The organism is Streptomyces sp. NPDC005266, from assembly GCF_040607655.1.
Taxonomy (GTDB): domain Bacteria; phylum Actinomycetota; class Actinomycetes; order Streptomycetales; family Streptomycetaceae; genus Streptomyces.
The window spans coordinates 107898-134268 of the sequence record NZ_JBEXHC010000004.1 but is presented as its reverse complement, the minus strand read 5'-3'; the positions used below and the strand labels follow the sequence as shown (position 1 = coordinate 134268).

General features: G+C 72.7%; 19 protein-coding genes and 1 pseudogene. 7 read left to right on the top strand and 13 right to left on the bottom strand.

What is annotated here, in order from left to right; genetic code table 11:
* Positions 1–35 precede the first annotated feature (35 nt).
* The gene (locus ABZU99_RS09615) at positions 36–857 is read left to right on the top strand and encodes a DUF427 domain-containing protein (protein WP_356227795.1); all 822 of its coding nucleotides are present in this window, start codon (positions 36–38) and stop codon (positions 855–857) included.
* Here the strand turns inward: ABZU99_RS09615 and ABZU99_RS09610 are convergent.
* The gene (locus tag ABZU99_RS09610) at positions 829–3078 is read right to left on the bottom strand and encodes an ATP-binding domain-containing protein (protein ID WP_356049794.1); all 2250 of its coding nucleotides are present in this window, start codon (positions 3076–3078) and stop codon (positions 829–831) included. The genes ABZU99_RS09615 and ABZU99_RS09610 overlap by 29 nt on opposite strands.
* A gap of 534 nt (positions 3079–3612) precedes the next feature.
* Between ABZU99_RS09610 and ABZU99_RS09605 the strand changes: the two genes are divergently transcribed.
* Positions 3613–4386, top strand: a complete 774-nt coding sequence (locus ABZU99_RS09605; protein ID WP_355941880.1) for a GNAT family N-acetyltransferase — start codon at positions 3613–3615, stop codon at positions 4384–4386.
* A 23-nt stretch (positions 4387–4409) separates the two neighbouring features.
* On the opposite strand, the gene ABZU99_RS09600 is transcribed toward ABZU99_RS09605, so the two are convergent.
* The 4 genes and pseudogenes from ABZU99_RS09600 to ABZU99_RS09585 all read right to left on the bottom strand — a co-directional run.
* Positions 4410–4592, bottom strand: coding sequence for a hypothetical protein (locus ABZU99_RS09600; protein ID WP_356049728.1), 183 nt, complete (start codon positions 4590–4592; stop codon positions 4410–4412).
* Entirely contained in the window at positions 4592–6283 is a 1692-nt protein-coding gene (locus ABZU99_RS09595; protein WP_356049730.1) for a phospholipid carrier-dependent glycosyltransferase, read from the bottom strand. Before ABZU99_RS09595 ends, ABZU99_RS09600 begins: the two co-directional genes overlap by 1 nt.
* Before the next feature lie 77 nt (positions 6284–6360).
* Positions 6361–6870, bottom strand: coding sequence for a CAP domain-containing protein (locus ABZU99_RS09590; protein WP_356049732.1), 510 nt, complete (start codon positions 6868–6870; stop codon positions 6361–6363).
* Positions 6871–7263: 393 nt separating this feature from the next.
* Positions 7264–7716, bottom strand: a pseudogene (locus tag ABZU99_RS09585) (FAD-dependent monooxygenase); the annotation flags it as partial.
* Positions 7717–7891: 175 nt separating this feature from the next.
* Here ABZU99_RS09585 and crtI point away from each other — a divergent pair.
* From crtI to ABZU99_RS09570, 3 genes are read left to right on the top strand one after another with little or no spacing between them, the layout of a single operon-like run.
* Positions 7892–9388: a phytoene desaturase family protein gene (gene crtI / locus ABZU99_RS09580; protein WP_356049734.1), complete on the top strand. Its 1497-nt coding sequence runs from the start codon at positions 7892–7894 to the stop codon at positions 9386–9388.
* Positions 9388–10392, top strand: coding sequence for a phytoene/squalene synthase family protein (locus tag ABZU99_RS09575; RefSeq protein WP_356049736.1), 1005 nt, complete (start codon positions 9388–9390; stop codon positions 10390–10392). The genes crtI and ABZU99_RS09575 overlap by 1 nt, the downstream gene beginning before the upstream one ends.
* Positions 10393–10452: 60 nt before the next feature.
* Positions 10453–11475, top strand: a complete 1023-nt coding sequence (locus ABZU99_RS09570) for a DUF5914 domain-containing protein (protein WP_356049738.1) — start codon at positions 10453–10455, stop codon at positions 11473–11475.
* Between the two features lie 32 nt (positions 11476–11507).
* Here ABZU99_RS09570 and ABZU99_RS09565 read toward each other — a convergent pair whose 3' ends face one another.
* Genes ABZU99_RS09565 through ABZU99_RS09555 form a run of 3 tightly spaced genes read right to left on the bottom strand, consistent with a single transcriptional unit; the run spans position 11508 to position 15024 of the window.
* Positions 11508–13073: an FAD-dependent oxidoreductase gene (locus ABZU99_RS09565; RefSeq protein ID WP_356049740.1), complete on the bottom strand. Its 1566-nt coding sequence runs from the start codon at positions 13071–13073 to the stop codon at positions 11508–11510.
* On the bottom strand, positions 13073–13798 hold the full coding sequence (locus tag ABZU99_RS09560) for a class I SAM-dependent methyltransferase (protein ID WP_356049742.1): 726 nt from the start codon (positions 13796–13798) through the stop codon (positions 13073–13075). Before ABZU99_RS09560 ends, ABZU99_RS09565 begins: the two co-directional genes overlap by 1 nt.
* The gene (locus ABZU99_RS09555) at positions 13795–15024 is read right to left on the bottom strand and encodes a lycopene cyclase family protein (protein WP_356049746.1); all 1230 of its coding nucleotides are present in this window, start codon (positions 15022–15024) and stop codon (positions 13795–13797) included. The genes ABZU99_RS09560 and ABZU99_RS09555 overlap by 4 nt, the downstream gene beginning before the upstream one ends.
* A gap of 199 nt (positions 15025–15223) precedes the next feature.
* Between ABZU99_RS09555 and ABZU99_RS09550 the strand changes: the two genes are divergently transcribed.
* Positions 15224–16351 (top strand): amidase domain-containing protein, encoded by a 1128-nt coding sequence (locus ABZU99_RS09550; RefSeq protein ID WP_356049748.1) that lies wholly within the window; start codon positions 15224–15226, stop codon positions 16349–16351.
* A gap of 79 nt (positions 16352–16430) precedes the next feature.
* Here the strand turns inward: ABZU99_RS09550 and ABZU99_RS09545 are convergent, their stop codons facing one another.
* The 5 genes from ABZU99_RS09545 to ABZU99_RS09525 form a co-directional block, all read right to left on the bottom strand.
* Positions 16431–17006: a helix-turn-helix domain-containing protein gene (locus ABZU99_RS09545; RefSeq protein ID WP_355941913.1), complete on the bottom strand. Its 576-nt coding sequence runs from the start codon at positions 17004–17006 to the stop codon at positions 16431–16433.
* Positions 17007–17241: 235 nt separating this feature from the next.
* Complete coding sequence (locus ABZU99_RS09540; RefSeq protein WP_356049750.1) at positions 17242–20109, bottom strand: NHLP bacteriocin export ABC transporter permease/ATPase subunit; 2868 nt, start codon at positions 20107–20109, stop codon at positions 17242–17244.
* Between the two features lies 1 nt (position 20110).
* Positions 20111–22390, bottom strand: a complete 2280-nt coding sequence (locus ABZU99_RS09535) for an NHLP family bacteriocin export ABC transporter peptidase/permease/ATPase subunit (RefSeq protein ID WP_356049752.1) — start codon at positions 22388–22390, stop codon at positions 20111–20113.
* Entirely contained in the window at positions 22387–23193 is an 807-nt protein-coding gene (locus ABZU99_RS09530; RefSeq protein ID WP_356049754.1) for an HlyD family efflux transporter periplasmic adaptor subunit, read from the bottom strand. Before ABZU99_RS09530 ends, ABZU99_RS09535 begins: the two co-directional genes overlap by 4 nt.
* A 183-nt stretch (positions 23194–23376) precedes the next feature.
* Positions 23377–23598 (bottom strand): type A2 lantipeptide, encoded by a 222-nt coding sequence (locus tag ABZU99_RS09525; protein WP_355941925.1) that lies wholly within the window; start codon positions 23596–23598, stop codon positions 23377–23379.
* Positions 23599–24431: 833 nt separating this feature from the next.
* On the opposite strand from ABZU99_RS09525, the gene ABZU99_RS09520 reads away from it, so the two are divergent.
* Positions 24432–25757, top strand: a complete 1326-nt coding sequence (locus tag ABZU99_RS09520; RefSeq protein ID WP_356049756.1) for a hypothetical protein — start codon at positions 24432–24434, stop codon at positions 25755–25757.
* Positions 25758–26371: the final 614 nt, after the last annotated feature.

The following is a 26371-nucleotide window of genomic DNA, read 5'->3' as shown; positions in this document are numbered from 1 at the left end:
CGGCGCCGGAGGGGCGGAGGTGACGACCCGTGACCGTGCCGAGTGAGGAGCCGCGCCCCGCACCCGTGCTGCGGCGTCCGCCCGATCCCGCCGACCGCGTCATCTGGGAGCCCAGCGAGCGTTGGGTGCGCGGCACGAAGGGCGATGTGACGGTCGTGGACAGCCGCCGTCCGGTGCTGGTGTGGGAGCCGGGCCGCCCCGTGCCGCTGTACGCCTTCCCACGCGAGGACGTCCGTACGGACCTGCTGCGCGAGACCGTGCGGCCCGCCACCGGGCGCCATGCCGGGGCGACGGTCTTCTACGACCTGGAGGCCCGTGGTGGGACCGTCACTGAGGCGGCATGGACCTACCCCGGCGAGGAGCTGGCGGGATACATCGCCTTCGCATGGTTCGGACGGGAGGTGCTCGACCACTGGTCCGAGGAGGACGAGGAGATCTTCGTCCACCCGCGTGACCCGCACAAGCGGGCCGACGCGCTGCCCAGCGCCCGCCATGTCCAGGTCGGAATCGAGGGCACGATCGTGGCGGACACGCGCTCCCCGGTGCTCCTGTTCGAGACGGGTCTGCCCGTCCGGTACTACCTCCCGCGCGAGGACGTCCGCCTCGATCTGTTCACCCCCTCCGGCCACCGGACCCGCTGCCCGTACAAGGGCGAGGCCACCGCCTACTGGTCCTGGTCGGGCGGCGGGGACGTGCCGCCCGACATCGCCTGGAGCTATCCCGATCCGCTGCCGGCCGTGGGCGCCATCGGGGACCGGGTGGCCTTCTACAACGAGGCCGTGGACCTCACCGTCGACGGGGAGCGCCTGGAGCGCCCGGCCAGCGGATTCATCCGGCCCCGGCCCCGGCCGCGGTGAGCCGGTGCTCCAGGGTCTCCTCCAGGCCCGCCGGCAACGCACCCGTGTGCACCACGCCCAGCCGCTGGGTGGCCCGGGTCAGCGCGACATACAGATCGCTCGTCCCGAACTCCGCCGGCTCCGCCACGATCACCGTGTCGAACTCCAGCCCCTTGGCCTGCCGCGGATCCAGCAGCACCACCGCGCTGGTCAGGTCCGGTGCACGGCCGGCGGACGCGGCCGGCACGGCGGCCGACAGGGCGTCGTGGTGGGAGCGTGGGGCGATCACCGCCAGGCGCCCCTCGGTGCGGGTCTCCTGGGCCACGGCGGCGGCCACCGCGCCCGGCAGATCGTCGGTGCGGACGGCCCAGGGGCGTACGCCCGTGGCGCGGATCGAGCGCGGCGGTTCGAAGTCCGGGTCCGCGGACCGGGCCACCTGGGCCGCGATCGCCATGATCTCCGTCGGCGTACGGTAGTTGACGCCGAGCCTTGTGTGCTCCCAGCGGTCCCGCAGGTATGGGCCCAAGATGGCCTCCCAGGAGCCGCAGCCGCCCGGTTCCGCGGTCTGCGCCGGGTCGCCGACCAGCGTCAACGAACGAGTCGGACAGCGCCGCATCAGCAGCCGCCACGCCATCGCGGACAGCTCCTGGGCCTCGTCCACGATGATGTGGCCGAAGGCCCAGGTGCGGTCGGCGGCGGCGCGTTCGGCCGCACTGCGGTGGTCACGTTCCTCGGCCCGGTCCGCCAGCCGCTCGGCGTCGATCAGGTCGTGGGCGCCCAGCACCTCCGACTCCTCGTCGTCGCGGTCATCGAACTCCTGGGTGCGCGAGCCGTAGGAGAGGTCGAGCACGCCCTGCGCGTACGCGATGCGCTCCTGTCGCTCCCCCTCGGCGGCTGCGCGGGCCGCCGAGTCGTCCTCGCCGAGCAGCTCGGCGGCCTCGTCCAGCAGGGGGACGTCGGCGGGGGTCCACTCGCCACCCGTGCGGCGGATCGCGGCGGCGTCGGCGTCGGGGAGGTGGACGGGGTCGGCGAGGTAGTCGGCGACGAGCTCGTGCGGGGTGAGCGTCGGCCACAACTCCCCGATGGCGGCGTGCACCGCGGGGTTGGCCGCGATCGCCTTGCCGAGCAGGGCGACGTCGTCCGGGCCGAGCAGGTTGGGCCCGCCGAAGGGATCCGCGCCGATCCGGTCCACCAGCTGCTCGGTGAGCCCGTCGATGACGCCGAACGCGAAGTGCGGACGGGCGAGGTTGTGCGGCAGCCCGCTCTCCCGGGCCCGGTGGCGCGCGTCGGACGCGATGTCGGCGTCCAGCACCAGCTCGCCGTCGTCGTGGTCGATGACGGTGGCAGGGTCGGGCAGCGTCTGCCGGTCCCGTACGAAGCGGGCCAGGGCGTCCGCCATCGCCGCGCGCCCCTTGACCTCGGCGGCCCCGGGGGTGTCGGTACCGGTGGCCGTCACGCCCGGGAAGAGCTCGGCGGGCGTGGCGAGCAGCACACCCGTCTCACCGAGCGAGGGCAGCACCTCCCCGATGTAGCCGAGGAACCCCGGGTTGGGCCCGACGATCAGCACCGCGCGACGGGCCAGCAGCTCGCGGTGGGCGTACAGCAGATACGCGGCGCGGTGCAGCGCCACGACGGTCTTCCCGGTGCCGGGGCCGCCCTCGACCACGAGCACGCCGTGGTGCGGGGCGCGGATGATCCGGTCCTGCTCGGACTGGATGGTCTGCACGATGTCGTGCATCCGGCCGGTACGGGCCGTGTCGAGCGCGGCGAACAGCACCGCGTCCGCGTCCGTGCCCTCGTGGCCGGTCCGTATCGGGTCGGAGAGGTCCAGGATCTCGTCGTGCAGGGCGGTGACCCGCGGGCCCTCGGTGGTGATGTGGCGCCTGCGGCGCAGCCCCATGGGAGTGTGACCGGTCGCCAGGTAGAACGGGCGCGCCACCTCGGCCCGCCAGTCCACGACGAGCGGGGTGCGGTCGGCGTCGTCGCGCCGGATGCCGATACGGCCGATGTGGTGATCGCTGCCGTCGCGGAACACCAGCCGGCCGAAGCACAGCCCCCGCTCCCCCGCGTCGAACGCGGCGAGCAGCCCGGACCGCTCGGCCACCAGCACGTCGCGCTCCAGCCGGGCCTGGAGGTTTGTCTCCGCCCTCGACAGAGCCGAGTTGACCGCCGCCTCGGCTCCGGCCCTCAACTCGGCGAGACGCTCATGGAGCAGATCGAGAAATTCCTGCTCCCCACGCAATTCCTCGTCCACGTTTGACAATGCAACTCCCGCCGCGATACGATGCCTTCATCGGGTTTAACCATGTCTGGAATTCATCAGGACATGGAATTCCCTAATATACGCAGAGAAACGCCCCGGTCGTCAAGGCGACCGGGGCGTTTCTCTCTCTTGCTTTTCCCTATGTGGCTTCCTGGCGGCCTCGGGACTTGCCCGCGAGTCCTTCACTTCCCGGTCACGTCACGGCGGGGCTCCGGACCCGGTTCCGCAACCCTGGCGGCCTCGGGACTTGCCCGCGAGTCCTTCACTTCCCGGTCACGTCACGGCGGGGCTCCTGACCCGGTTCCGCAACCCTGGCGGCTGATCGTTTTGCAGGGTGAGCGGCGGATTTGCCCCGGGCCAGGGGCGGTGTGTCACAGTAGGCCGTCCTGGTGGGCCGGGCGCGTCATGGGCGCTGCCGCCGCCGGGGTCCCCCAACCTTCCGTGGACGGCTCCGGCCGCGCCGCCCGCGCGTCCGGGCCGTCGCCCGTCCCTTTCCTCCTTCCCCTGAGAGCGATGCAGGCAACGACTCTTCCTCCACGCGTTCTTCCACGCGCCGCGGACCTGTTCGACCAGGGCCTGGAGCGGCGACCAGGCTCCGCCCTGCTGCGATTCGGTGCCGCGCGCGAGCGACCTGCCGGGCGGATCGGCTGGGCCGGTGACGGGGCCGCCGCCTGGCTCGACGACGACCGGGGCCATGTGTGGAGCGTCGGCGAGCCGGTGGCCGCCGCCGGGCTCATTCTGCGGGCCGCGCAGGGCCTGCCCGAGCGGGTGCGGGATTTCACCGGGCCGCGCGGCACCGACGAGCTCATCGCGCGCCATCTGCCGATCTCCGATGTGATCGAGTGGATCTTCCGCTGGACCCTGGAGGAGCCTGAGGTCCAGCGCGGCGAGGAGCGCGTGGTCGAGCTCGACGAGCGCCATCACGACGAGCTGCTGGCGTTCCTCAGGGAGCACAGCCCGGCGCATTCGACCGGCCCCGGTTCCGCCGGCATCAGCCTGTGGGCCGGGATCCGCGACCACGACGGGCGGCTGGTGGCCTGCGGGGCCCTGAACAGTCTGCGGGACAGCGGGGCTCCGCTGATGGCGTCGGTGGCGACGGACGCCCGGCTGCGCGGCCAGGGCCTCGGCGCCGCGCTGACCTCATGGCTGACCCGGTACGCCATCCGTCGGCACGGGTACTGCACGCTGTGGCAGCTCGCCGACAACACGCCCGCCGAACGCCTCTACGACCGCCTCGGCTACCGCAACGAGGATCCCTGCGTGGCGGCGCGCATCGCCACGCGCTGACCGGCGCGTGAAGCGCACAGCTTTCAGTTGAGCAGGTCCGCGACGGTGGCCGCGAGGGTGGCCTGCGGCGTCAAGGTGCCCGCGAAGGCGACCGCGGCGCGGGTCATGGCGGCCGGACAGGCGGCTCCGTCGGCGCGGGCCGGCCAGGCGGCCGCGCAGGCGGTCAGGAGCGCCACGGCCGACCAGGCCGGAGCGAAGAGCCCCACTACGTCCGGCGGTAGATCGTGATGGAGTGGCCGACCTCGTCGATCTGCTCGCTGCTGTCGATCAGTGCCGCCAGCCGGCCCTCGGCCTTCGCGACCGACGAATCCGACACGACGAGCAGCCCGCGCACCTGATTCGTGGGCGCCTTGCGCGGGTCGGAGGCGTGGATGCCGTACCACGACGGCACACCGCTGCCCTTGTAGACGAGCCAGATCTTCTCGCCCGGGTACCGCTGCCGGAGGCGGTCGGCCAGCCGGCCGAGGTCCTGGCCCCAGTCGACGTTGGCGTCGTGCAGGCGCAGATGGGTCTTCGAGGGGCCGCCGAACGCCTCGTTGGAGTACGGCAGATAGTACGGATACGTACGCAGCGAGCCGGCCGCCACGAACAGCACCAGCGCCGCCGTCACGGCATGGGCCCAGCGCCGCCGGATGAGCACCATGCCTGCCGCCGCGACCGCCAGGAACATGGGCATGAAGAGGGCGTACCGGACGCCGAAGTTACGGGCCCCGCCCATGGCCGCGAGCAGCAGAACGGCCGTGGGCACGAGGACGTACGGCGCGGCCGGCCGGAGCCGGGGAACCGCCACCATCACGACGGCACCGGCGAGCCACAGCGCGAGCATGCCCAGCGGCGTCTTCACCAGCAGCGCGACCGGCAGGTAGTACCACAGCGAGCCGTCGTACTGCCGGCCGAGCAGAAAACCGCGCCAGGTCGTGTTCTCGAAGCCGAACTGGATGCGCATCCCGTCCCGGTACGCCTCCGGGAACGGCAGCCAGTCGACGGCGAGCCCGCGCAGCCCGTGGACGGCGGGCACGTGTTCCCGCGCCGTCCAGCGCAACCGCGGGTCGACGGCGAGGTAGGCGGCCCACACCACGGCGACCGCCACCAGCGCCACGGCGAGCGCCGCCGCCCCGGCGAGCGCGAGACGCCGCACCGCGACGCGCGGGGTGGGATCGTCCGTCCGGCGGGCGGACCACACCGACCAGGCGGCCAGGAGCAGCAGCACCGGGACCGCCGGAAGCGTGCTCATCTTCGTGGCCACGGCCGCGCCGAGTGCCGCCCCGGCCGCCGGAAGATACCCGCGTGGCCGCCGCCGCGCCCGCCACAGCAACCAGACCGACGTCAGCACAAAGCCGGCCGCCGGTACGTCGAGCGTGGCCAGCGAGCCGTGCGCGATGACGTCCGGCGAGAACGCGTACAGGGCGAGCGCCACCACCCCGCCCACGGTTCCGACCAGGTCACGGGCGAACGCGAGGACGACCAGCCCGAACAGCAGCGTCAGCGCGATCACCGGCAGCCGCGCCCGCAGCATCAGCCGCCAGGGATCGTTGCCGGACTCGTACAGCACCCGCCGTCCGAGGGCCGTCTGGTCGCCGGCGGAGGCGGTGTCGAGGTGCACGGGGGTGAAGGCCAGCCCGGTCGCGATGATCAGCTTTCCCAGCGGCGGGTGCTCCGGGTTGTAGCGCAGGCTGTGCTCGCGCAGATAAACCTCCGCCGTGCCCACGTACACGGGTTCGTCGATGGTCGGAGTCTGCTCCACGGCCGTCGTCACCATGGCGACCGCCATCTGGACGAGAAGAACGGCCACGGCGAGCGTCAGCAGCCACCGCCGGTGCCGCCGAAGCCTCTCGATGCGGCCCGGCGGCTTCCCGGCGGTCGGGTTGACGCTGTCGATGACGCCCGTCCACTGCATGGCAGCAGACGCTAACGTGCCCGAGCGCCTGTTCAGGGCTTTTGATCAGAAACTCAGCACAAGGCGTCAATACGGCCTCAGCGGGCCGCGCCGAAGTCCTGCGTCCAGTAGTTGCCGGACTTCGAGAGACCGACGCCGATCTCCTTGAAGTGGCAGTTCAGGATGTTGGCCTTGTGGCCGGAGCTGGACATCCAGCCGTCCATGACGCTCTTGGGGGTGGAGTAGCCCTGGGCGACGTTCTCGCCGTAGGTGCTCCAGCTGTAACCGGCCCGCTCGATCCGGTCGCCCGGCGACGACCCGTCGGAGCCGGTGTGCGACATATTGCTGTGGGACGCCATGTCCTCGCTGTGGTCCTGGGCGGCCTTCGTCAGCTGGTCGTTCACCTTCACCGGCTCACAACCGGCCTTGCCGCGCTCGCTGTTGACGAGGTCGACGACCTGGTCCTGGGCGCTGGAGGCCGTGGGGGCGGCGGAGCTTGTGCCGTCCTGGGCGGCCATCGCTGCGGAGGGTACGCCCACGGCGGCGAGGGCGACGGCGGCGACGGCTATCTTCCGGTGGTGTGTCCTGCTGCTGCGGTGCTTGCTCATCCTTGACCTCACTACGTCATCGCGGCACGCCCACCCCCCTCACGGCCGGCTCTGAGCGATGCCACGCCAAAGCCGCCGAGGCGCTTCGTGGGCCGTCATTCTTAGAGCCGTCGCGTCGGCGGGGCAACAAATGTTCGGTACTACCCGACTTCGTAGCGCGGACGGCGCTTGCGATGTGCGCCGAGTCATGCTGACCCGGCTCCGGGGATCGCCCGCGTCGCTGTCATGCCGTCAGAAGCTTTGGGTGTCCAGGGGGTCAGCGGAGGGCGGCGATGCGTTGCCGGTCTTCACAGGACGGAGGGCGCAAATCCACCAGAGTGGATAAACCTCTTATGTCGCCTAGGAGGTTTGCACGTTCCGTACCTTTTACGCCTGGGGCGGGTGTGAAAGATGTCATGAGATGGTGAACAGATCGAGCAGGCCCCGAGGGGCGTCGCCGCGGAAGCAGAGGCCCAGGCCCCGGGCGGACAGGATCGCGGACGCCTCACCGCGCGGGAACAGCGCCCGCCCATAGGCGGAAAGCGCGGCCTCGGTGTCGCCGGGGTGGGCAGCCAGGGCGGCGCCGAGTTCGGCGCCGTCGAGCATCGCGAGATTGGCACCCACACCGGCGAAAGGCGACATCAGGTGGGCGGCGTCGCCGGCAGAGTGACGCGGGGGACGCGACCCCAGCGGTGCGCGGCGGGCAGGGCGTGGATCCCGCGGGGCACCAGGGGGGCCGTCGGCGTCGGCGTCGGCGTCGGCGTCGGCGTCGGCGTCGGCGTCGGCGTCGGCGTCGGCGTCGGCGATCAGGGCTCGCAGACTCTCGTCCCAGTCGGCGAAGTGCTCCAGCACGGCCGCCTTGGCGGTGTCGGTGAGCCATACCGGCCCGCAACGAACACGTTCGCTACGAACAAGGTCGCAGCGAATGCGTTCGCAACAGCCGCTTCACCGCTCCGCCAAAGGGGTGCCGGGCGGACGCGGACGCACGGTAAACGGGCACCTGTCCTGTACGTCACGGGATGACGACACGAAAGGACACCTGATGAGAACCGTCACCGGGCGCACCGACCATGTCGTGGTGGTCGGTGCCGGACTGTCCGGGCTGGCGGCCGCGCTGCATCTGCTGGGCGCGGGGCGCCGGGTGACCGTCCTCGAAAGGGCGGCCCTGCCCGGCGGGCGGGCCGGGCGGGTGGAGCGCGGCGGCTACCACATGGACACCGGCCCGACCGTGCTGACCATGCCGCATCTGATCGAGGAGGCGTTCGCCGCGGTCGGAGACCGGATGGCCGACCGTTTGGACCTGATCGGGCTGCACCCCGCCTACCGCGCCCGCTTCGCCGATGGCGGCCACCTTGACGTCCACACCCGGGCCGACGCGATGGAGCGCGAGGTCCACCGCTTCGCGGGCGCCCGCGAGGCGCTCGGCTACCGGCGGCTGCGGGCCTGGCTGGAGCGGCTCTACGCGGTCCAGATGCGGCGTTTCATCGACGCCAACTACGACTCCCCGCTGCGGCTCCTCCACCCCGATCTGGCCCGCCTGGCCGCGCTCGGCGGATTCGGCCGGCTCGACGCCCGCCTCGGCCGCTTCCTCACCGACGAGCGGGTGCGCCGGGTCTTCAGCTTCCAGTCGCTGTATGTCGGGGTGCCGCCCGCGCGGGCGCTGGCCGCGTACGCCGTCATCGCCTACATGGACACCGTGGCCGGGGTCTACTTCCCGCGCGGTGGCATGCACGCCCTGCCCCGCGCCCTGGCCGACGCCGCCGCCGACGCCGGGGCGGAGCTCCGCTACCGGCACCGCGTCACCCGCCTGGAGCGCACGGGCGACCGGGTGACCGCCGTGCTGACGGACCAGGGCCGTATCCCGTGCGACACCGTGGTGCTCACCCCCGATCTGCCGGTCGCCTACCGGCTGCTGGGCCGGCGGCCACGCCGCCCGCTGCGGCTGCGGCACGCCCCGTCGGCGGTGGTGCTGCACGCGGGCACCGACCGCACCTGGCCGCAGCTGTCGCACCACACCCTGTCCTTCGGCGCGGCCTGGAAGAGCACCTTCGATGAACTCACCCGCACCGGACGGCTGATGACCGATCCGTCCCTGCTGATCACGCGCCCGACGGCCCATGACCCCGGCCTCGCACCGCCCGGACGCCATGTGCACTACATCCTCGCCCCCTGCCCCAACACCGACATCGGCCCCGGCCCGCGCGTCTGGCGGGAGCTGGCGCCCCGGTACCGCGACAGCCTGCTGACCGAGCTGGAGCGGCGCGGGCTGACCGGGATCGGCGCGGCCATCGAGGAGGAGTGCCTGGTGACCCCGGTGGACTGGACCGCCGAGGGGCACGCCGCGGGGACGCCGTTCTCCGCCGCCCACACCTTCGTCCAGACCGGCCCGTTCCGCCCGCGCAATCTGGTGCGCGGGGTGGCCAACGCGGTGCTGGCCGGCTGTGGCACCACCCCCGGTGTCGGGGTACCGACCGTGCTGCTCTCGGGCAAGCTGGCCGCGGCCCGTATCACCGGCCTCCGGCCGGGCGGCGGCGCCTGATGACCGAACGGGAGCTGAACGCCGCGGGCATCACCCACCCCGCGCTGCGCGCCGCGTACACCCGGTGCCGGGCGCTGAACGCGCACCACGGCAAAACCTACTTCCTGGCCACCCGGCTGCTGCCGGTCGCCCGCCGCCCGGCCGTGCACGCGCTGTACGGCTTCGCCCGCTGGGCCGACGACATCGTCGACGACCTGGTGAGCGACGCGGGCCCCGCCGAGCGCGCCGCAGCGCTCGACGCGCTCCAGCTCCGGCTGACCGCCGGGCTGCGCACCGGGGAGAGCGATGAGCCGGTGGTACGGGCCCTGGCCCACACGGCCGCCGTGTACGGCATCGACCACCGGCACTTCACCGACTTCATGGCCTCCATGCGCGCCGACCTGGAGGTCACCGACTACCCCACCTACGATGACCTGCGCGCTTACATGCACGGCTCGGCGGCCGTCATCGGACTCCAGATACTGCCCGTCCTCGGCACCGTCGTGCCGCGCGCGCAGGCCGCCCCGCACGCCGCCGCCCTGGGGGTCGCCTTCCAGCTCACCAACTTCCTGCGGGACGTGGGCGAAGACCTCGAGCGGGGCCGGGTCTATCTGCCCGGCGACCTGCTCGCGGCGCACGGCGTCGACCGGGCGCTGCTGGAGTGGAGCCATGCGACCGGCGCGCGTGACCCGCGCATCGTGGCCGCGCTCCGCGCCGCCGCCGAACTGACGCGTGGCGTGTACCGGGAGGCGGCCCCGGGCCTGGCCATACTGGACCCGGTGTCCCGGCCGTGCATCCGTACCGCCTACGTCCTGTACGGCGGCATCCTGGACGCCATCACCGAGGACGGTTACTCCGTCGTGCACCGCCGCGCCGTCGTCCCGCGCCGCCGCCGCGCCGCGGTGGCGCTGGACGGCCTCGGCCGGGTGGCGGCCGCCCGGCTGCGCGCCCGCGCCGGCCGATGGGGGCGGTCCCGGAGGTCCGGGCGCCGCACGGCCGTCGGCGCGACGGGCGGGAGCGCCTGAGCCGTCGGGAAAGCTCACCCGCGGGAAAGCTCAATACCCGGGAGTACGGGAGGACATCGCATGGCCGACGACCGTCCCCGGCGCGGACGCTACGCGCTGCGCCTGCGCCCGCGGCCCGTGCCCTGGGAACGGCAGCCGCCCACCTGGCGCCAGGCCCGGCCCGGGATCGTCGCCGACGCGCTGAAGCGCGCCCAGGCCCGGCCCGGCGGCAACTGGTATGTGCTGGCCGCCGGCCGCGACATCCGCCCGGGGCGCCCGTTCGGCCGTACCGTCGCGGGCGTCGAGGTGGTCGCGTGGCGGGGCGCCGACGGCCGGCTGCGCACCGGCCCAGGTGCGTGCCCGCACCTGGGCGCCCCGCTCAAGGACAGCCCGGTCCGTCGCGGCACCCTGATCTGCCGCTGGCACGGACTCGCCCTGGACGGCTCGGGGTTCGCGGGCTGGGAGCCCTTTCCGGCGTACGAGGACGGCGTCCTGGTCTGGGTCAGGCTCGACCGGGCCGGTGGCGAGACCCCGCTGGAGCGGCCGGTCGTCCCGGCCCGGCCGCATCCCGCGGGCGCGGTGGACGCGGTCTACACCGGCGTGGGCCGCTGCGAGCCCGAGGATGTGGTGGCCAACCGGCTCGACCCCTGGCACGGGGCGTGGCTCCACCCGTACTCCTTCGTCGATCTGACAGTGATGCAGACGCCTGCCACGCCCGCCGGAGAGGGCACGGCGGACGGCGACGGGTTCACGGTCGAGGTGTCCTTCAAGGTGGCGGGGCGGGCCACGGTCCCGGTCCGGGCGGTGTTCACCGCGCCCGGCCCCCGTACGGTCGTCATGCGCATCGTGGAGGGGGAAGGGCAGGGGTCCGTGGTCGAGACGCACGCCACGCCCCTGGGTCCGGACGCGGCGGGGCGGCCACGCACCGCGGTGATCGAGGCGGTGGTCGCGGCCTCGGACCGTCCGGGCTTCGCCGTCGCCCGTGCCGCGGCCCCCGTGCTGCGCCCCCTGATCCGGGCGGTGGCCGGCCGGCTGTGGCGTGACGACCTGGCGTACGCGGAACGGCGGTGGGCGCTGCGCAGCACGGGAGCGTTCCCGGGGTGAACGGCCGGCCCGGCAGCCGGCGGCCGGTCGGCTCAGTCTCCGCCGAGCCTGGCCAGGGCGCGCAGGGGCGCCAGGCGGCCCTTGTGCGGGACCGTCCACAGGGTCTGGCCACGGACGCCCCACTGTGCCAGCAGCGCGTTGGCGGCGAGGAAGCCGGTCGTCGCCGCGCGTTCCATCAGTGCCACCGGCAGGACGGTACGGACCAGATCGCCGGCCAGCACGACCCGCGGATCCGGCGTACGGACCGTCGGCCGGCCGGCGAAGCCGCCCACCGGGAACAGCGGGCAGTCCGCGCGCCACTCATCGCAGCGGCTGACGATCCGCGCGTCCCGTGTCTCCGGATAGACGCGGTGCAACTCGGCGACGAGCCGGTCCTGTTGCGTTCGGCGGTCGGCGCCGGGATCGACGGCGTAGGCGTGCAGTTCGACCACCGAACCGCCGCTCCGGGCGGCCCAGCGCGCGGCCTCGCCCTCCCAGCGCTCCAGCACACTGACGTTGTCCAGCGGGCCGTAGCCGCTGGTCCCGAGGAATCCGGGGCGGTCCGGCGCCACCGGCCGGTCCAGCCACAGCCGGGACACCAGGAACGGCGGTGCGGTGCGCAGCCGTCCGATGCCCGCCCGCCACGGGCCGTCGCCCAGGCGCGGCGAGCCGGCCACCACCTGCCGCAGCCCGCCGGTGTCCAGCGCCAGGACGACCGCGTCGTGGTGGTGGAGGTGGCCGCCGGCGGTGACCCTCAGCCTGCCACCGGTCCCCGGATCCACGCTCTCCACCGGAGTGCCGGTCCGCAACTGGACCCCATGGCCGGTCAGATATCGGGACAACGGCCCCCACAGGGTCCGCGGGAACGGCTCGCGGACGACATCGAAGAGCAGGCCCTCGGCGGAGCCGAGGAAGTAGATGTGGAACATCAGGGCCAGCTCGGCGGCGGACAGCTCACCCGGGTCGGCGAAGAAGCTCCGCGAGAACACCTCGAACGCCAGATGCCGCGCGGTCTCCGGAAACCGGATCCGGGTGAGGAAGTCCCGTGCGCTGACGCCGTCCAGCCGCTCGTACACCTCCGGCACCCGCACATCCAGCAGCGGCAGCGCGGCGGCCGGCCGCATCCGGGCCAGATCGCGCAGGCCGAAGCTGGGACTGAACGCGACGAAGCCCAGCGCGCTCAGCGGCGGGGTACGGGGCACCCGGGCGAAGCTGTCGTACAGACCACCGCTGTGCCGCAGCGGATAATCGGGCAGCCCGGTGAACATGCCCAGGCCCGGGTCGATGCGCCGCAGCAGGCCACGCAGGTTGTAGTACTGCCGGAAGAAGGCGTGGAAGCCTCGGCTCATGGTGGCCCGTGAACCGTCGGCCAGCCGCACCGACCAGCCCGCGAGCCGCCCGCCCAGGTGCGGCTCGCGCTCGTACACCGTGACCCGTACACCGCGTTCCGCCAGGCAGGTCGCCGCCGCCAGTCCGGCGATACCACCGCCGGCCACGGCCACGCTGGGCGCCGGGCCGGTGATCCGGTCCCGGCCGGGCGGCGCCACCACCACCTGGGCCCGGCGGTCCCGGCCCCAGCGCGCTGTCGCCACGCCGTCGTCCTGTCCCGGCGCCAACATCAAGGCGTCTCCTCGCGGTTCGGCACCCGACCGAGGACGGTGTGCACGACGCCCGTCTGCCAGCCGGGCATGGGCACCACCCGCACCTGGGTGAAGCCCGCCCGCCGGATGCGCGCGCCAAGGGCGGGCGCGGTGTCGAACTCCACGACGCTGCGCCACAGATGGCGGTAGAGCCCGCGGTCCCCGGTGAGCGACCCGGCGGGCTGGACGATCGCCCGGCACACCGCGGTCCACACGGCCCGGTGAGCGGGATGACCGCTGAGAGTGTATTCGTGGACCGCGAGCCGGCCGCCGGGGGTGAGCAGTGCGCGCGCCGTGGCGAGCACCGCGTCCGGCTCGGTGACATTGCGCAGGAGGTAGGCGGCGAAGACGGCGTCGAACGGTCCCGTGACGCCCGCGTCGGCCAGCCTCTCCACCGGGGCGTGCACAAAGCGCACCCGGGCCGGCCAGGTCTTGGCGCCGGCCCGCGCCAGCATTCCGGCCGAGACGTCCACGGCGACGATCCGCGCCTCCGGCGCCGCGGTGAGCAGCGCGGCGGTGGACGCCCCGGTGCCGCAGCCGAGGTCGAGCAGGCGCAGCCCGGCTCCGCGCGCGGGCAGCCCCAGTCGCCGGGCGGAGCGCCGCAGATGGGCGTGGTAGCCGGGGTTGACGGCCACGAGCCGGTCATAACGGAGCGCCGCGTGGTCGAAGGCGGCGGCCAGGTCGTCGTCGCGCAACAGGGTCATCTGGGGGTCGCTTCCTGTGGGGCGATGTCGGGTGGAGAGGGGGTTGGGGGGCGCCGGCGCAGCCACGGCAGTTCGGCGACGGTGCGCAGCATCGCCGGGACGGGGGTGCGCAGGCCGATGGCGATGTCCTCGACGGCCCGGGTGTGCCCGTCGAGGAAGCGCAGCAGCCGCTCCATCGGCACCTGCCGGAACAGGCCGGTGAAGAACGCCGCTCCGTCCACCCGCCCGGCCGCCAGCGCCCGCAGCAGGACCGCGTCCATGGCCCGGAACCGCGCCGGGTGCGGCCGCGGTGGCACCGGAGAGCGGCCCGCATGCCAGGCGTCCGCGACGGCCCGGGTCTGCCGCTGTACGGCGGCGAAGGTGTATCCGGTGGACGGGCGGGTGGCGCCGCCGGCCGCGCCGATACGGAACACCGAGGCGCCCGCGCGGCGCCGGAAGCGGGCGTCGGTCATCGGGATCACGCCCTGTTCGACCGCGGTGACCTCCCACTCCCCCAGGCCCAGCACCTGGCGCGCGTAGTGTGCCAACGCCCGGTCGTACGCCGCGTCGTGGAGCACCGCCGGGGAGAACTCGGTGTACTCCACGAGCGCCTCGCGCGCGCTCAGCGGCAGCACGTAGCCGAAGGACAGGCCGATCGCGGGCTGCGGGGTGCGGAAGTCCATGAGGTCCGCCACCGCCGGGTCGAAGCGTGGCCGTTCGGTGCGGACGAACCAGCCGCGGAAGTGCTGGAGCAGTGTGGTGCGCGCCGGCGGCAGCCGCCGCGGCGGCCGGGAGTCGAACGCCCACCGGCCGCGCAGCACCACCGGTTTCCCCGCGCCGTCCGCGCCCCGCACCTCGGCGCCGCCCGGCCCGTCGGCCACGGTGTGCACGGCGGCCACCACCCGGCGGAACCCGGGGTGTCCGTCGGTCCGCCGCCCCACGAACGCCTCGAAGTCGCCGGAGCGGAGCATCTTGTAGCGCAGGCCCGCCGGCCGGCCCACCACCGGCTCCCCCTCGGCAGCCCGCACCCGGAGCCGCCCCCACGAGCAGGTCAGCGCCTCGTCGAACTCGCCGCCCGGCGGCTCCCAGTAGCACCACGTCCGCTCCGGCGGGCGCAGCGGGCCGGGCGGGGCGTCGACCAGTGTCACCCTGGCCGCCCGGCCGCCCGGCACCGGCGAACACAGCCGGTAGGCGAGCGAGAGCCCGGCGGCGCCCGCCCCTACGATGAGGATTTCCTCGTCCCGCACGACGGCTCCTTCCGCACCTCCCGACCGGTCCGTATGCCCAGCCTCCCGCACTTATGTCCCCTATGGACGCACGACGGCGGACGTGTCGCGGCCGGGTCGGTCACGCGGATCGCCGACTCAAACACCGGAGATGGGGAGTTCATGTGATGATTCGGTGTCCCGGGCCGCCCGGTCCGGGGACATGGAGAGGAAATTCTTCGTGAAGTCAACGACCTTCAGATCCGCCGTGGGGGCAGCGCTGACCGCTGCCCTGGCGGCCGTGGCGCTGCCCGCCTCGGCCGCGAGCGCGGCGGCGCCGGCCGGGACCGTGGACGGTGCGACCGCCACGTCCTTCGGCCGGATCGCCGACGCGGTGCTGACCCAGCGCACGGCGGCCCTGCTGGACCATCAGAACCGATCGGCACGGCGTCTGGCGCCGCTCGCCGACAAGAACGTGCGCCTGTCGGCGGGGCAGACCAGGACGGAGGAGAGCGCGCTGTCCTCGCTGCGTGGCCGCAAGACGCGACTCGCCGCCTTGGGTGAGGCGTACACGGGCGCGGACACCAGGGTGGCCGTGGACAAGATACGGGTCAAGGGCGGTCAGGCCACGGTCCAGGCGACCGAGACCACGACGCTCACCTACAAGAAGATCCGTGGCGACGAGCCGAGGACGACCGGCTTCCAGGCCCACCACGAGCTGAAGTTCGCCGCCTCGGCGAACGGGAAGTGGCAGCTGATCGGCATCCGGTCCACGGATGACGGTCCGATGGCGGTCAACGAGCCCGGCAAGGCGGCGGTGGCGAGGACGACGGCCGCGCCCACCGCGACGCCCGCCGCCACGTCAAGGCCCTCGCAACAGCAGCAGAAGCCCGCGGGGGCGTACGACTACAAGGCGATGGCCGCCTACGCGGAGAAGTACTGGTCGAACTACAACCCCGCCTACCGCAAGTTCAACGACGCCGGCGGGGACTGCACCAACTTCGTGAGCCAGGCCATGAAGGCGGGTGGCTGGGCCAACAAGGGCGGTGTGTACGACGACTACCGCAATTGGTGGTACGACTCCTCGTACCAGTCGACGTCCTGGGTGGGCGCCAACGAGTGGTCCTGGTTCACCCTGGACTCCAAGCGGGCGGCCAATCTGTCGAACGTCTACTACCTGGGCGTCGGTGACGTCCTGCAGATGGACTTCGACAAGGACGGGTCCAAGGACCACACGATGATCGTGACCTACCGCAGCTCCAGCGGTGTCCCGTATCTGACCTACCACTCGGTGAACACCTACCGCAAGTCGGTGGCCAGCATCATCGCCTCGTACCCGAACTCGCTGTACTACGCCTACCGCACCTGACGGCACCCCTGCCGCAAGGGACCCCGCCCGACGGCACCCGCCCGGCGGTGGGGTCCCCCGGGCGCGGGCGGCCCCGGCGTCATGACCGGCCGGCGCTCAGCCCGTCGAGGGTGAGGTCCAAAAGGCGCTCGGCCTGCTCACGCTGTTCGGGCTTGCCCGCGGCGAGGGCGATGCCGGTGAGACCGGCGAACAGATCGGCCGCGCCGATGTCCGACCGGATCGTACCGGCGGCGACGGCCGCGTCCATGAGCCGTGAGAGAGCGGCCTGGATCATCTCGTGGCTCTGCGCATGGAGGTTGACGCCCGACGCGACGACGGCCCGCAGGGCGTCCGCCATGCCCAGCTTGGCGTTGGCGTAGTCGATGAACCGCCCCATCCAGGCGCGCAGGGCCGCACGCGGCGGCAGGGTCTCCAGGAGGTCGGGGGCCGCGTCGCACAGGCGAGCCAGCTCATCGCGGTAGACGGCCTCGATCAGCAGCTCCCGGGTCGGGAAGTTCCGGTAGAACGTGCCGGCGCCGACGCCCGCCTCCTTGGCGATGCGCTCGAGGTGCGCGTCCAGCCCCTGTTCCGCGAAGACGCGCACCGCGGCGGCCAGGATCTTGTCCCGGTTGCGCTGTGCGTCGGCCCTCAGCGGGCGTCCCTCGCCTCTGGCCATCGGCCGCTCCCCCCCTTTCCTTGCCCGTCATGCCCGTTCGCTAAGGAGAGGCGCGTCCACTTAGCGTACCGCGCCGCCGCTCACCGAGTGCGGCGCGGATGCCGGATGCTCGGCGGCCTGCCCGGGCGATCAGCACGCGCCGACGATCATCAGCAGGCCCGCTACCGCCGCGCCGAGGCCGATCGTCAGCAGGTCCGTCTCGACGATCCGCGTCGCCCGTCCTGCGGGCCGTCCCCTACCGCATCTGCCGCCGCACCAACTCGTGCAGCTTCCCGCCCGGGTTGGCCATCAGCTCGGCCGGGGCGCCCTGTTCGACGATCCGGCCCTCCTCCATGACGAGCACCCGGTCGGCGTCCATGACGGTCGACAGCCGGTGTGCGATCACCAGGCGGCTGGCGTGGAGACGGCGGGTGCTGTCGATGACGATCCGCTGGGTCTCGTTGTCGAGGGCGCTGGTGGCCTCGTCGAAGAAGAGGATGCGCGGCCTGCGGATGAGGGCCTGGGCGATCATCAGGCGCTGGCGCTGGCCGCCGGAGATCGCGCCGCTGCCGGCGATCATCGTCTGCAGACCCATCGGCATCCGGCGGATGTCCTCGGCCAGACCCGCCAGTTCGGCCGCCTCCATGGCCTCCTCGGGGGTGAACGGCTCGGCGCCGCGGATGCAGTCGAGCACGGTTCCGCCCAGGGGCTGGGCGCTTTGGAGCACCACCCCGCACTGGCGGCGCACCGCGGCCTGGTCGAGGGCGGAGAGGTCCTGGCCGTCGTAGAGCACGCTGCCGGACACCGGCCGCTCGAAGCCGATGAGAAGCCGCAGCAGCGTGGACTTGCCGCAGCCGCTGGGGCCGACGACCGCCACGAACTCACCCGGCCGGATCTCCAGCGAGACGTCGTCCAGGACCAGCGGCCCGTCCTCGCCGTAGCGGAAGGTGAGGTTGCGTGCCCTCAGGTCGCCCGAGAGGACGCCGGGCTGGGCGCTGCCGCCACGCACCTCGGGCGGCTCGTCCAGGATCGGCTTGACCTGCTCGAACATGGGCAGTGCCGCGAACACCGAGACCAGCGCGTTGGTGAGCTGGGTGACGGAGGTGAGCAGCATGGTGACGGAGGTGTTGAACGTCAGGAAGGCGCTGGCCGACATGGTGCCCCGGGCCGGACCGGCCAGCAGCATGAACACGACGAGCGAGCACACCGGGAGGTAGACCGCGTCGAGGACCTGGGTGAGGTTCTTGATGCGCCCGGTGCGCTGATGCAGATCGCGGGAGTGGGCGAACCCGCGGGCCCACGCCGCGTAGGCGAAGTTCTCGGCCGCGGCGACCCGGAGCTTGGGCAGGCCGCGCAGCGTCTGGAACGCCTGGTTGTTGAGCTTGTTCTCGCTCTCCACCAGCCGCCGCTGCCAGCGCACCTGCCACAGCCCCATGCCGAGGAAGACCCCGGAGATGACCACCAGCATGGCCATCACCGCCAGCGCCAGGGAGACGCTGTAGTACAGCAGCAGGGCGAGGTTCATCGCCCCGATGGTGCCGGCCTGCAGCACCATCGGGGCGGTGCCGGACAGCAGCCGGCGCACCGTGCTGATGCCCATCGCGGCGCTGGCCAGCTCGCCGGTGGAGCGTTGGGTGAAGAACTTGGTGGGCAGCCGCAGGAGCCGATCCCAGATCGCGGGCTGGAGTGTGCTCTCCAGCCGCCCCTCCAGCCGCAGCAGGGTCAGGTTCTGCAGCAGCATGAAGGCGGCCGCCACGACGCTCGAGACGATCAGCGCCAGGGAGACCTGGACGATGGGGCTCTTCTCGGCGCGGGGGACGAATCCGCCGAGCACCTGACCGGTGGCGACCGGCACCAGCGCGCCCAGAGCCACGGTCACCAGCCCGGCGAGGACGAGGTTGCGCAGGTCCGGCGCGACGCCGCGGGCGGTGAAGCGCAGCAGCCGCCACACCGTCATCCGCCGCTCGGGCAGCGGGTGGTAGAACATCACGGCGCGCGGCTCGAACTCGTCCGCGTTGTTCTTGCCGATCCGCATCCGCAGGCCCGAGGCGGGGTTGACCGCCTCGTACCGGCCGCGCCGCCACAGCAGCGCCACCGGGGCCCCGGACAGCGCCCGATAGCCCACCAGCGGTCCGGCGTCCTCGCGCCACCACCTGCCCTCCAGCCGGACGGCGCGGGTACGGATCCGGGAGACGACCGCGATGCGCTCCACCGGGTCCGTACGATCGTCGACGGGACCGCCTCTCGGCGGCTCGGCCAGGGTGATCCCGGTGGCCTGGGCCACGCTGCGGCAGACCGCGTAGACGGCGTCGTCGGTGATCTCCTCCGAGGACCGGGGTGTTCGCCGCGGCCCTCCGATGGAGGCGATCAGCGCCTGGTCGGCGCGCGAGCGGACCGCCTCACCGGCCCGGATCCCGGCCGCCGTGCGATCCGCGTGGACCCGCTCCATGGTCTCGATCCAGCGGTCCACGGCCATGCCGATCCGGTGCTGCTGGTTGACCATCCGCTGCCACAGCGCACCGTCGATCAGCAGGTCTCCGGCGGCCTGAGCGCTGTACTCGGCGCCGTACCGGACGCTGCCGGGCGGCACCGGAAGCCACAGCAGGTCCTCGTCGGCCGCCCCCTCGCCGTCCGTCACCCCACCGTCCAGCGGGGCCTGGAAGAGGACGCCGAGACTGCGGCTGATCCCGAGCGCCACTGCGTGCTCCAGCGGCGTCGGCGGCGTTTCCTCAAAACCGGTGCCGCCCGCGTACATGTCGTAGCCGTAGCCGCCGCCGTACGTGTCGTACTGCTCCGGCCGGTACAGCTCGCGCAGCGGGATACGGCGCAGGGCACAGTCCTGCGAGGGCCGGCCCAGCAGGGTGTGGCGCGGCCCCTCGACCGGCCCGGGGAGAGCGGCGCCGCTCTCCAGCCGGCCGAGGAAGTGCCAGTGCCCCTCCTCGGCCGCGTCGACCGCGAACAGGTCCAGCGCGCCACCGACGACGAGCCAGAGCACCTGGGGGCCCTCCAGCGGGAGGCTGCGCAGTCCGGCGCAGTCGACGCTCGTGCCCAGCGCCCCCAGCACCTGGACCACCGCGTCGCCGCCGCCCGCTTCCACGGCCGCGGCCGGGTGAACGGACGCCATGTCAGTGCTCCTTCATCAGCTCGGCATACGGGCCACCGGCCGCGGCGAGCTCCTCGTGCCGGCCGCGTTCCACGACCGTGCCATGGTTCAGGACAAGGATCTCGTCGCTGTCGCGCACGGTGGAGAGCCGGTGGGCGATCACCACACACGCACAGCCCCGGCGGCGCAGATTGTCCATGACGATCTGCTCGGTCTGCGCGTCCAGGGCGCTGGTCACCTCGTCCAGCACCAGGACGCTGGGGCGGCGGACCAGGGCCCGGGCGATCTCCAGCCGCTGCCGCTGGCCGCCCGAGAAGTTGCGCCCGTCCTGCTCGACCCGGCAGTGGATCCCCTCGGGGCGTCGCATGATCACGTCGTGGAGAGCGGCGTCGCGCAGGGCGGCCACCACCGCGTCGTCCGGGATCGACGGGTCCCACAGCGTCACGTTGTCCCGCACCGTGCCCTCGAAGAGGAAGACGTCCTGGTCGACGAAGGAGACCGAGGCTGCCAGCGCGCCGCGCGGGATGTCCTCCAGCCGCTGCCCGTCGACACGGATGGTCCCCTCCCACGGGCTGTAGAGACCGGAGACCAGCCGGGACACCGTCGACTTGCCGCTGCCCGAGCCGCCGACCAGCGCCACCTGGCGGCCGGGGCCGACGGACAGCGAGAAGTCACGCAGCAGCGGCTCGTCCAGCGGGTTGTAGCCGAAGGTGATGCCCTCCAGGGTCACATGGCCGGTCAGCCGGCGGGTGTCCGCCGCCGGCTCGTCGCGCTCGTAGAGCGTGTCCACCGGGAAGCTCTCCACGTCCTTGAGCCGGGCCACGTCCGCGGAGAAGTCCTGGATGCGGCCGGCCACGCCGTTCAGCCGGGTGATGGGCGCGGTGAAGCGGGTCACCAGCGCCTGGAAGGCCACCAGCAGGCCGATGGAGATGTGGCCCTCGACGGCCCGCAGCCCGCCGATCCACAGGATGAGCGCGCTGTTGAGCGTGGCGAGGGTGGGCGCGACCACAGCCAGCGCCGAGCTCGGTACGCCCAGCCGCTGCTGCTCCTCCAGCGTGATGGCGTGCTGGCCCGCCCAGCGGCGGAAGAATCCGTTCTCGCCGCCGGTGGCCTTCATGGTCTCGATGAGCTGGAGACCGGTGTACGAGGTGGTGGTCAGCCGGGCGGTGTCGGCCCGCAGCTTCTGGGTCCTGGTGGCCCGCAAGCGCACGACCACGCGCATCGCCACCACGTTGAGCAGCGCCAGTCCGACGCCCACCAGGGTGAGCTGGGGATCGTAGGTCCACAGCAGCAGGGCGTAGAGGACGACGACGATCCCGTCGACCGCCGCGGCGGCCAGATCGCGGGCCAGCGTCTCCGCGACGGTGTCGTTGGACCGCAGGCGCTGCACCAGATCCGCCGGACTGCGCTGGGAGAAGAAGGTGACGGGCAGCCGCAGCAGATGGCGCAGGAACCGCGCGCTGCTGAGGGTGGAGGAGATGATGCGCCCGCGCAACAGGTTGGCCTGCTGGACTCCGGTCAGCACCGCGGTCAGCACCAGCGCCACGGCCATGGACGCGAACAGCGGCGCCAGCATCGAGGACTGGCCGCCGATGAGGAACGCGTCGATGAACGTGCGGCTGAGCGCCGGCACCGCCGCCCCCACCGCCACGAGCAGCAGACTGGCCAGCAGCGAGGCCAGCAGGGTGCCTGTCGTCCCGCGCATCCGCGCGGGCACGGCGCCCAGCACACCGGGGCGGCGGCCGCCCCGGCGGAAGGACGCGTCGGGCTCGAAGACCAGGACGACACCGGTGAAGCTGGTGTCGAACTCCTCGATGGGCACGAAACGGCGCCCCTTGTCGGGGTCGTTGATGTGGACGCCGCGCTTGCCGAACCGCCGCCCCATGCCGTCATAGACGACGTAGTGGTTGAACTCCCAGAACAGGATCGCCGGCGCCTGGACCTCCGCCAGGCCCTCCGGCTCCATCTGCATGCCCTTGGCGCGCAGCCCGTAACTGCGCGCGGCCTTCAGTACATTGCTGGCGCGCGACCCGTCGCGCGAGACGCCGCAGGCGATCCGCAGCTCCTCCAGCGGGACATGGCGCCCATAGTGTCCGAGCACCATGGCGAGCGACGCCGCACCGCACTCCAGCGCCTCCATCTGGAGCACGGTGGGGGTGCGCACGGTCTTGCGCCGGGGCTTCCTCGGGCCGTCCCCGCCGCGCGGGGCGCGGCGTCGTCCCCGGGACGGTTCCAGGCGGCGGCGTCCGCTGCTCCCGGCGGGTGCCGGCCGGGGCGGTCCGGCCTCGTTCGTCGTGGTCACGGGAGCAGCCAATCGATGGGGTGCCGGGCGGCCAGATGGATCGTGCCGTCGGCCGGGGTCATGGAGGCGAGGGCGAAGGGCGGGCCCTCGGGAGAGGACCATCGATAACCGGAGCGGCTCGCGGAGGACCGGTCCAGTCGGACCGTCACCGCGACCGGCGGGCCCTGCTTGGAGAACTCCTCGCCGAGCTGCTCGCTGCCGAGGAAGGAGCCGATCTGCTGGCGCGACTGGGCGGTCCGGCCGACCGCCCGGACGTGACCGCGCAGCACCCCGTAGGTCTGCGTCGGCGCCGAGGACACGCTGAGGTCGACCGCCGAGCCGACCGGCACGGACGCCGCCCGGTTCGCGGGCAGGAACAGGGTGGCGGTCAGCGGGTCGTCCTTGTGGCGCACGCGCTCCACCGACGCGACGTCGGCGCCGGTGTTGAGGACGGAGCCGATCGAGACGGCCAGGGTGGTGAGCCGGCCGGCGGCGAGGGTGCGCACGACCGAGGCGCCGCGCGGGGTACGGACCTTCAGCAGCGGTGCGCCCGCGGGCAGAGTGCTGCCCTCCTTGGCGAGTACGGAGGTCACCTGACCCGCGATCGGGCTCTGCAGTACGTAACTGCCCTGCCCGTGGGTGAGGATGCCGGAGGCGCCGAGCGTGTTCGACACGGTGCCCGTCACGGCCCAGACGCAGGCCGCGGCCATGACGACGAGCGTGACCGTCAGCGCGAGCCATCCCTGGGGGCGGGCGTAGCGGACCGGCAGATCGATGTCCTCTGCCGACTGCAGCTTGGAAAGGGCCTGCTGGCGGAACTGCACGAGAGTCTTTCCTCAACCGCAAGGGAATGGATCAGGGCACCGCGGCGCGGGCCCGGGGGGGGCGGCCACGGACGGCCGAGTGCCCCGGACCAGGCGGGCCCGGGGCACAGAGCCGGTCGCTCAGCGGAGCCGAGCGACCGGTGGTGCCGCACGCGGCGGCACCGGAAGGCGGTGTGGCGCGCCTCAGAGACCGGCGACCGCACCGGCCGTGGCGACAACACCGGTGGTGTTCAGGCCGGTGAGGCCGTCGACGGTGCCGGTGGCGGTGCCGGCGACACCGGCGACCGGGGCGGTGACGGCGTCAACGGTGCCCAGGGCGTTGCCCACGACACCGAGCCCACCGGCCACGTTGTCCAGCTCGGCGTCGGAGATCTCCTGGGTCGCGACCTTGGGTGCGGAGTTCATTATTGCGTCTCCCTTGGATGACTATCTCGAATGACGTGCGTCGGCCCGCGGTCGCCGAATGCATCGGGTTCCACGGCACGGCCACGGGATTCCGGGAACCGGGATTCCGTGAACGCCTCAGCGCGAAAGGATGTAACCACGGCTGATCGCTGCGCAGCCAATCAATCAACGTGCGGAATCGCACATTCCGGCACTTTCCGATCACACGCCACCCACGCGCGCCCGCGTTTTCGGTTCGTTTTCTTCACACAATGGTCACCACTTGCTCCACAGCGCTCCCCCGCCTCGCCGGGTCAACCGCGCAATCCCGGCGAAGCCGCTGTGACCAGGGCCGTCGCGGGCCCCTGACCGGGTCCTACGCATGACGTCTGTGTAATAGGTGTGCCGATCAGTTGAAGGCTGGACCAGCGATGGTCATATTCGGCGTCCGGCACGTTTCGGGACGCGGCCGTGCACATGACGCGGACGCCATGATTTCCGCTGACGCCGTCGGGACACCGGCGGGCGATGCGCCGCACAGTCGGACGAAGCACCTGATGCCGACATAGCGGATCAACACGGTGAACAGTCCATGTGTGTAATGTCCGCCGAAGAAGCGCACCCACCACGAGCGTCGGATACGCCCCGCATTGAAGGAAAAGACCGTCATGCGCTCGGTGATCGACCTGGGGTCAGGGGGCGGCCCGGAACCTGGGGAGCGGCCGGCTCGACACCGGAGGCGGAGGTGACGGCGGCGACGAGTTCCGGCCAGACCCTTGCCAGGCATCCAGGCCCTTGCCAGGCATACCGTCCCATTATGTGAGGTATGTCGTGATTACGGGTAAGGAGTCCTCGTGACCACCAACCCGAGGCGACGGGTCACGCTCGTCCTGGCCGTCCTCGCCGCCCTTGCGGCGGCGCTGCTCGCGGCCGGAGGAAGCGCCCGCGCCGAAACGGACGTGGACAAGATCGGCCACGCGCTGCGGAGCAACCCCGTGTACGTCGATCCCGGCGCACGCGACAGGCTGAGTCCCGGGCAGGCACACGATCTCGCGGGCCGCATCCGCGACACGGGCGTGCCCGTCTACGTCGCCGTCCTGCCGGACAACCCCGCATACGGAGGCGACCGGATCTTCGACCGGCTGCGGACCGCCGTCGACCGTCCTGGCGTGTACGCGGTCGCGATGGGTTCGAAGTTCGGCGCGGCCTCCGATGCGTCCGTGCTGCCGGGACGCACCGCGCAGGCGCTGGCGCAGCAGAACCTGCGCCAGCACCCCCATGACCTCCCCGCCGCCCTGGACGGCTTCGTGGCCGACGTGGCATCGAAGGCCGACCGGGGCGCGCAAGGCTCCCCCGGCCTGTCCCTGGGGGACGCGGTGGCGGTGCTGGTGCTCCTGGCCGTGCTCGGCGGAGGCGGCTGCTACATGCTGCGGCGCACCCACAAGCGCCGCCGGGAGCAGGAACGGGCCGAGCTGGAGCAGGTGCGGGGCGCGGTCGACGAGGACATCACCGCCTACGGCGAGAGGCTCGGCACGCTCGGTTTCAGCCCGTCCGACCCGGCGTCCACACCCGAGATGGTGGACGACTACGGTCGCGCCCTGGACGCGTACGAGAAGGCCAAGGCGGAGTCCGCCGCCGCCCGGCGCCCCGAGGACGTACGGGCGGTGACCGAGGCGCTGGCGGAGGGCCAGTTCGCGCTGGCGGTGCTCGACGCCCGCCGCGAGGGCGGCCCGCTTCCCGAGCGGCGCCCGCCGTGTTTCTTCGACCCCCGGCACGGCCCGTCGGTCCGGGACGTCGAATGGGCCCCTGAGGGCGGCGCCCAGCGTACGGTGCCGGCGTGCGCCGCCGACGCCACGCGCATCGAGGACGGGCTCGACCCGGACGCCCGCACCGTCGCCGTCGGCGGCGGCCGGCGCCCGTACTGGGAAGCCGGCCCGGCGTACGCCCCGTGGGCGGGCGGATACTTCGGCGGTTACGGGTCGATGCTGCTGCCGGGACTGCTGATCGGAACGCTGCTGGGCGAGTCCATGGTCCCCGGCTACGACCCCACCGACTTCGGAGACGGCTACGGGAACGGCGGCGACTTCGGAGGAGGCTTCGGCGACGGCGGCGGCTTCGGCGACGGCGGCGGCTTCGGCGACGGCGGCGGCTTCGGGGGCGGCTTCGGCGACGGCGGTTAGCGCACCCGCCGGGCCGTCTCGTCGCGTGGCACACGGCGAGGCCCCGCCGCGACGGGGGAAACGCGGCGGGGCCCACCGTGCGGGTGCCCAGGCAGGGGGAGGTCATGCCCAGGAATCCCCCGCGGGTTCCTGATCACGCGTCAGCGTGTCACCCGGCCCGGCACGGCGCCCCGCGCGAACGGAACGACGAATTCCGTGAAGGCGGGTCCCAGCGCGGGGGCCGCGGTCGTGCCGTATCGGCCCCCGCACCGAATTCGGGGCGGCGAAATGTCCGGTGCGGATTGCGTTCGACGACCTTCGGGGAAGCACCCCCTCGGCGCATTCGAGGTCGGCCCGGGTGTTCGACCTTCTCCGGACAACAGCCCTTGTCAGGCGGGGTACGCGAGGTACATCAACATGTAACGGACGAGGAGAGACAGCACGGCCGCCGCTCTCCCGATCATCCGGCGAGATTCAGTCCGTCCCCGAGTCCGACGGAAGCAGCACTCGTTGACGAGCCAGTAACCTCATAGCTAATTTCGCACGCGCACCGTTTTACCTGAGAATCCAAAGCTGCGCATTCGACATGCATGCCCGAATTATCTCCGTTTCCCCCCGCATCAGCGATTAGTTCG

Excerpts from the sequence above, each read along its gene's own strand:
- ABZU99_RS09605 (WP_355941880.1), top strand. The coding sequence starts at position 3,613 with ATGCAGGCAACGACTCTTCCTCCACGCGTTCTTCCACGCGCCGCGGAC.
- ABZU99_RS09595 (WP_356049730.1), bottom strand. The coding sequence starts at position 6,283 with ATGCAGTGGACGGGCGTCATCGACAGCGTCAACCCGACCGCCGGGAAG.
- ABZU99_RS09590 (WP_356049732.1), bottom strand. The coding sequence starts at position 6,870 with ATGAGCAAGCACCGCAGCAGCAGGACACACCACCGGAAGATAGCCGTC.
- crtI (WP_356049734.1), top strand. The coding sequence starts at position 7,892 with ATGAGAACCGTCACCGGGCGCACCGACCATGTCGTGGTGGTCGGTGCC.
- ABZU99_RS09575 (WP_356049736.1), top strand. The coding sequence starts at position 9,388 with ATGACCGAACGGGAGCTGAACGCCGCGGGCATCACCCACCCCGCGCTG.
- ABZU99_RS09570 (WP_356049738.1), top strand. The coding sequence starts at position 10,453 with ATGGCCGACGACCGTCCCCGGCGCGGACGCTACGCGCTGCGCCTGCGC.
- ABZU99_RS09565 (WP_356049740.1), bottom strand. The coding sequence starts at position 13,073 with ATGTTGGCGCCGGGACAGGACGACGGCGTGGCGACAGCGCGCTGGGGC.
- ABZU99_RS09560 (WP_356049742.1), bottom strand. The coding sequence starts at position 13,798 with ATGACCCTGTTGCGCGACGACGACCTGGCCGCCGCCTTCGACCACGCG.
- ABZU99_RS09545 (WP_355941913.1), bottom strand. The coding sequence starts at position 17,006 with ATGGCCAGAGGCGAGGGACGCCCGCTGAGGGCCGACGCACAGCGCAAC.
- ABZU99_RS09540 (WP_356049750.1), bottom strand. The coding sequence starts at position 20,109 with ATGGCGTCCGTTCACCCGGCCGCGGCCGTGGAAGCGGGCGGCGGCGAC.
- ABZU99_RS09525 (WP_355941925.1), bottom strand. The coding sequence starts at position 23,598 with ATGAACTCCGCACCCAAGGTCGCGACCCAGGAGATCTCCGACGCCGAG.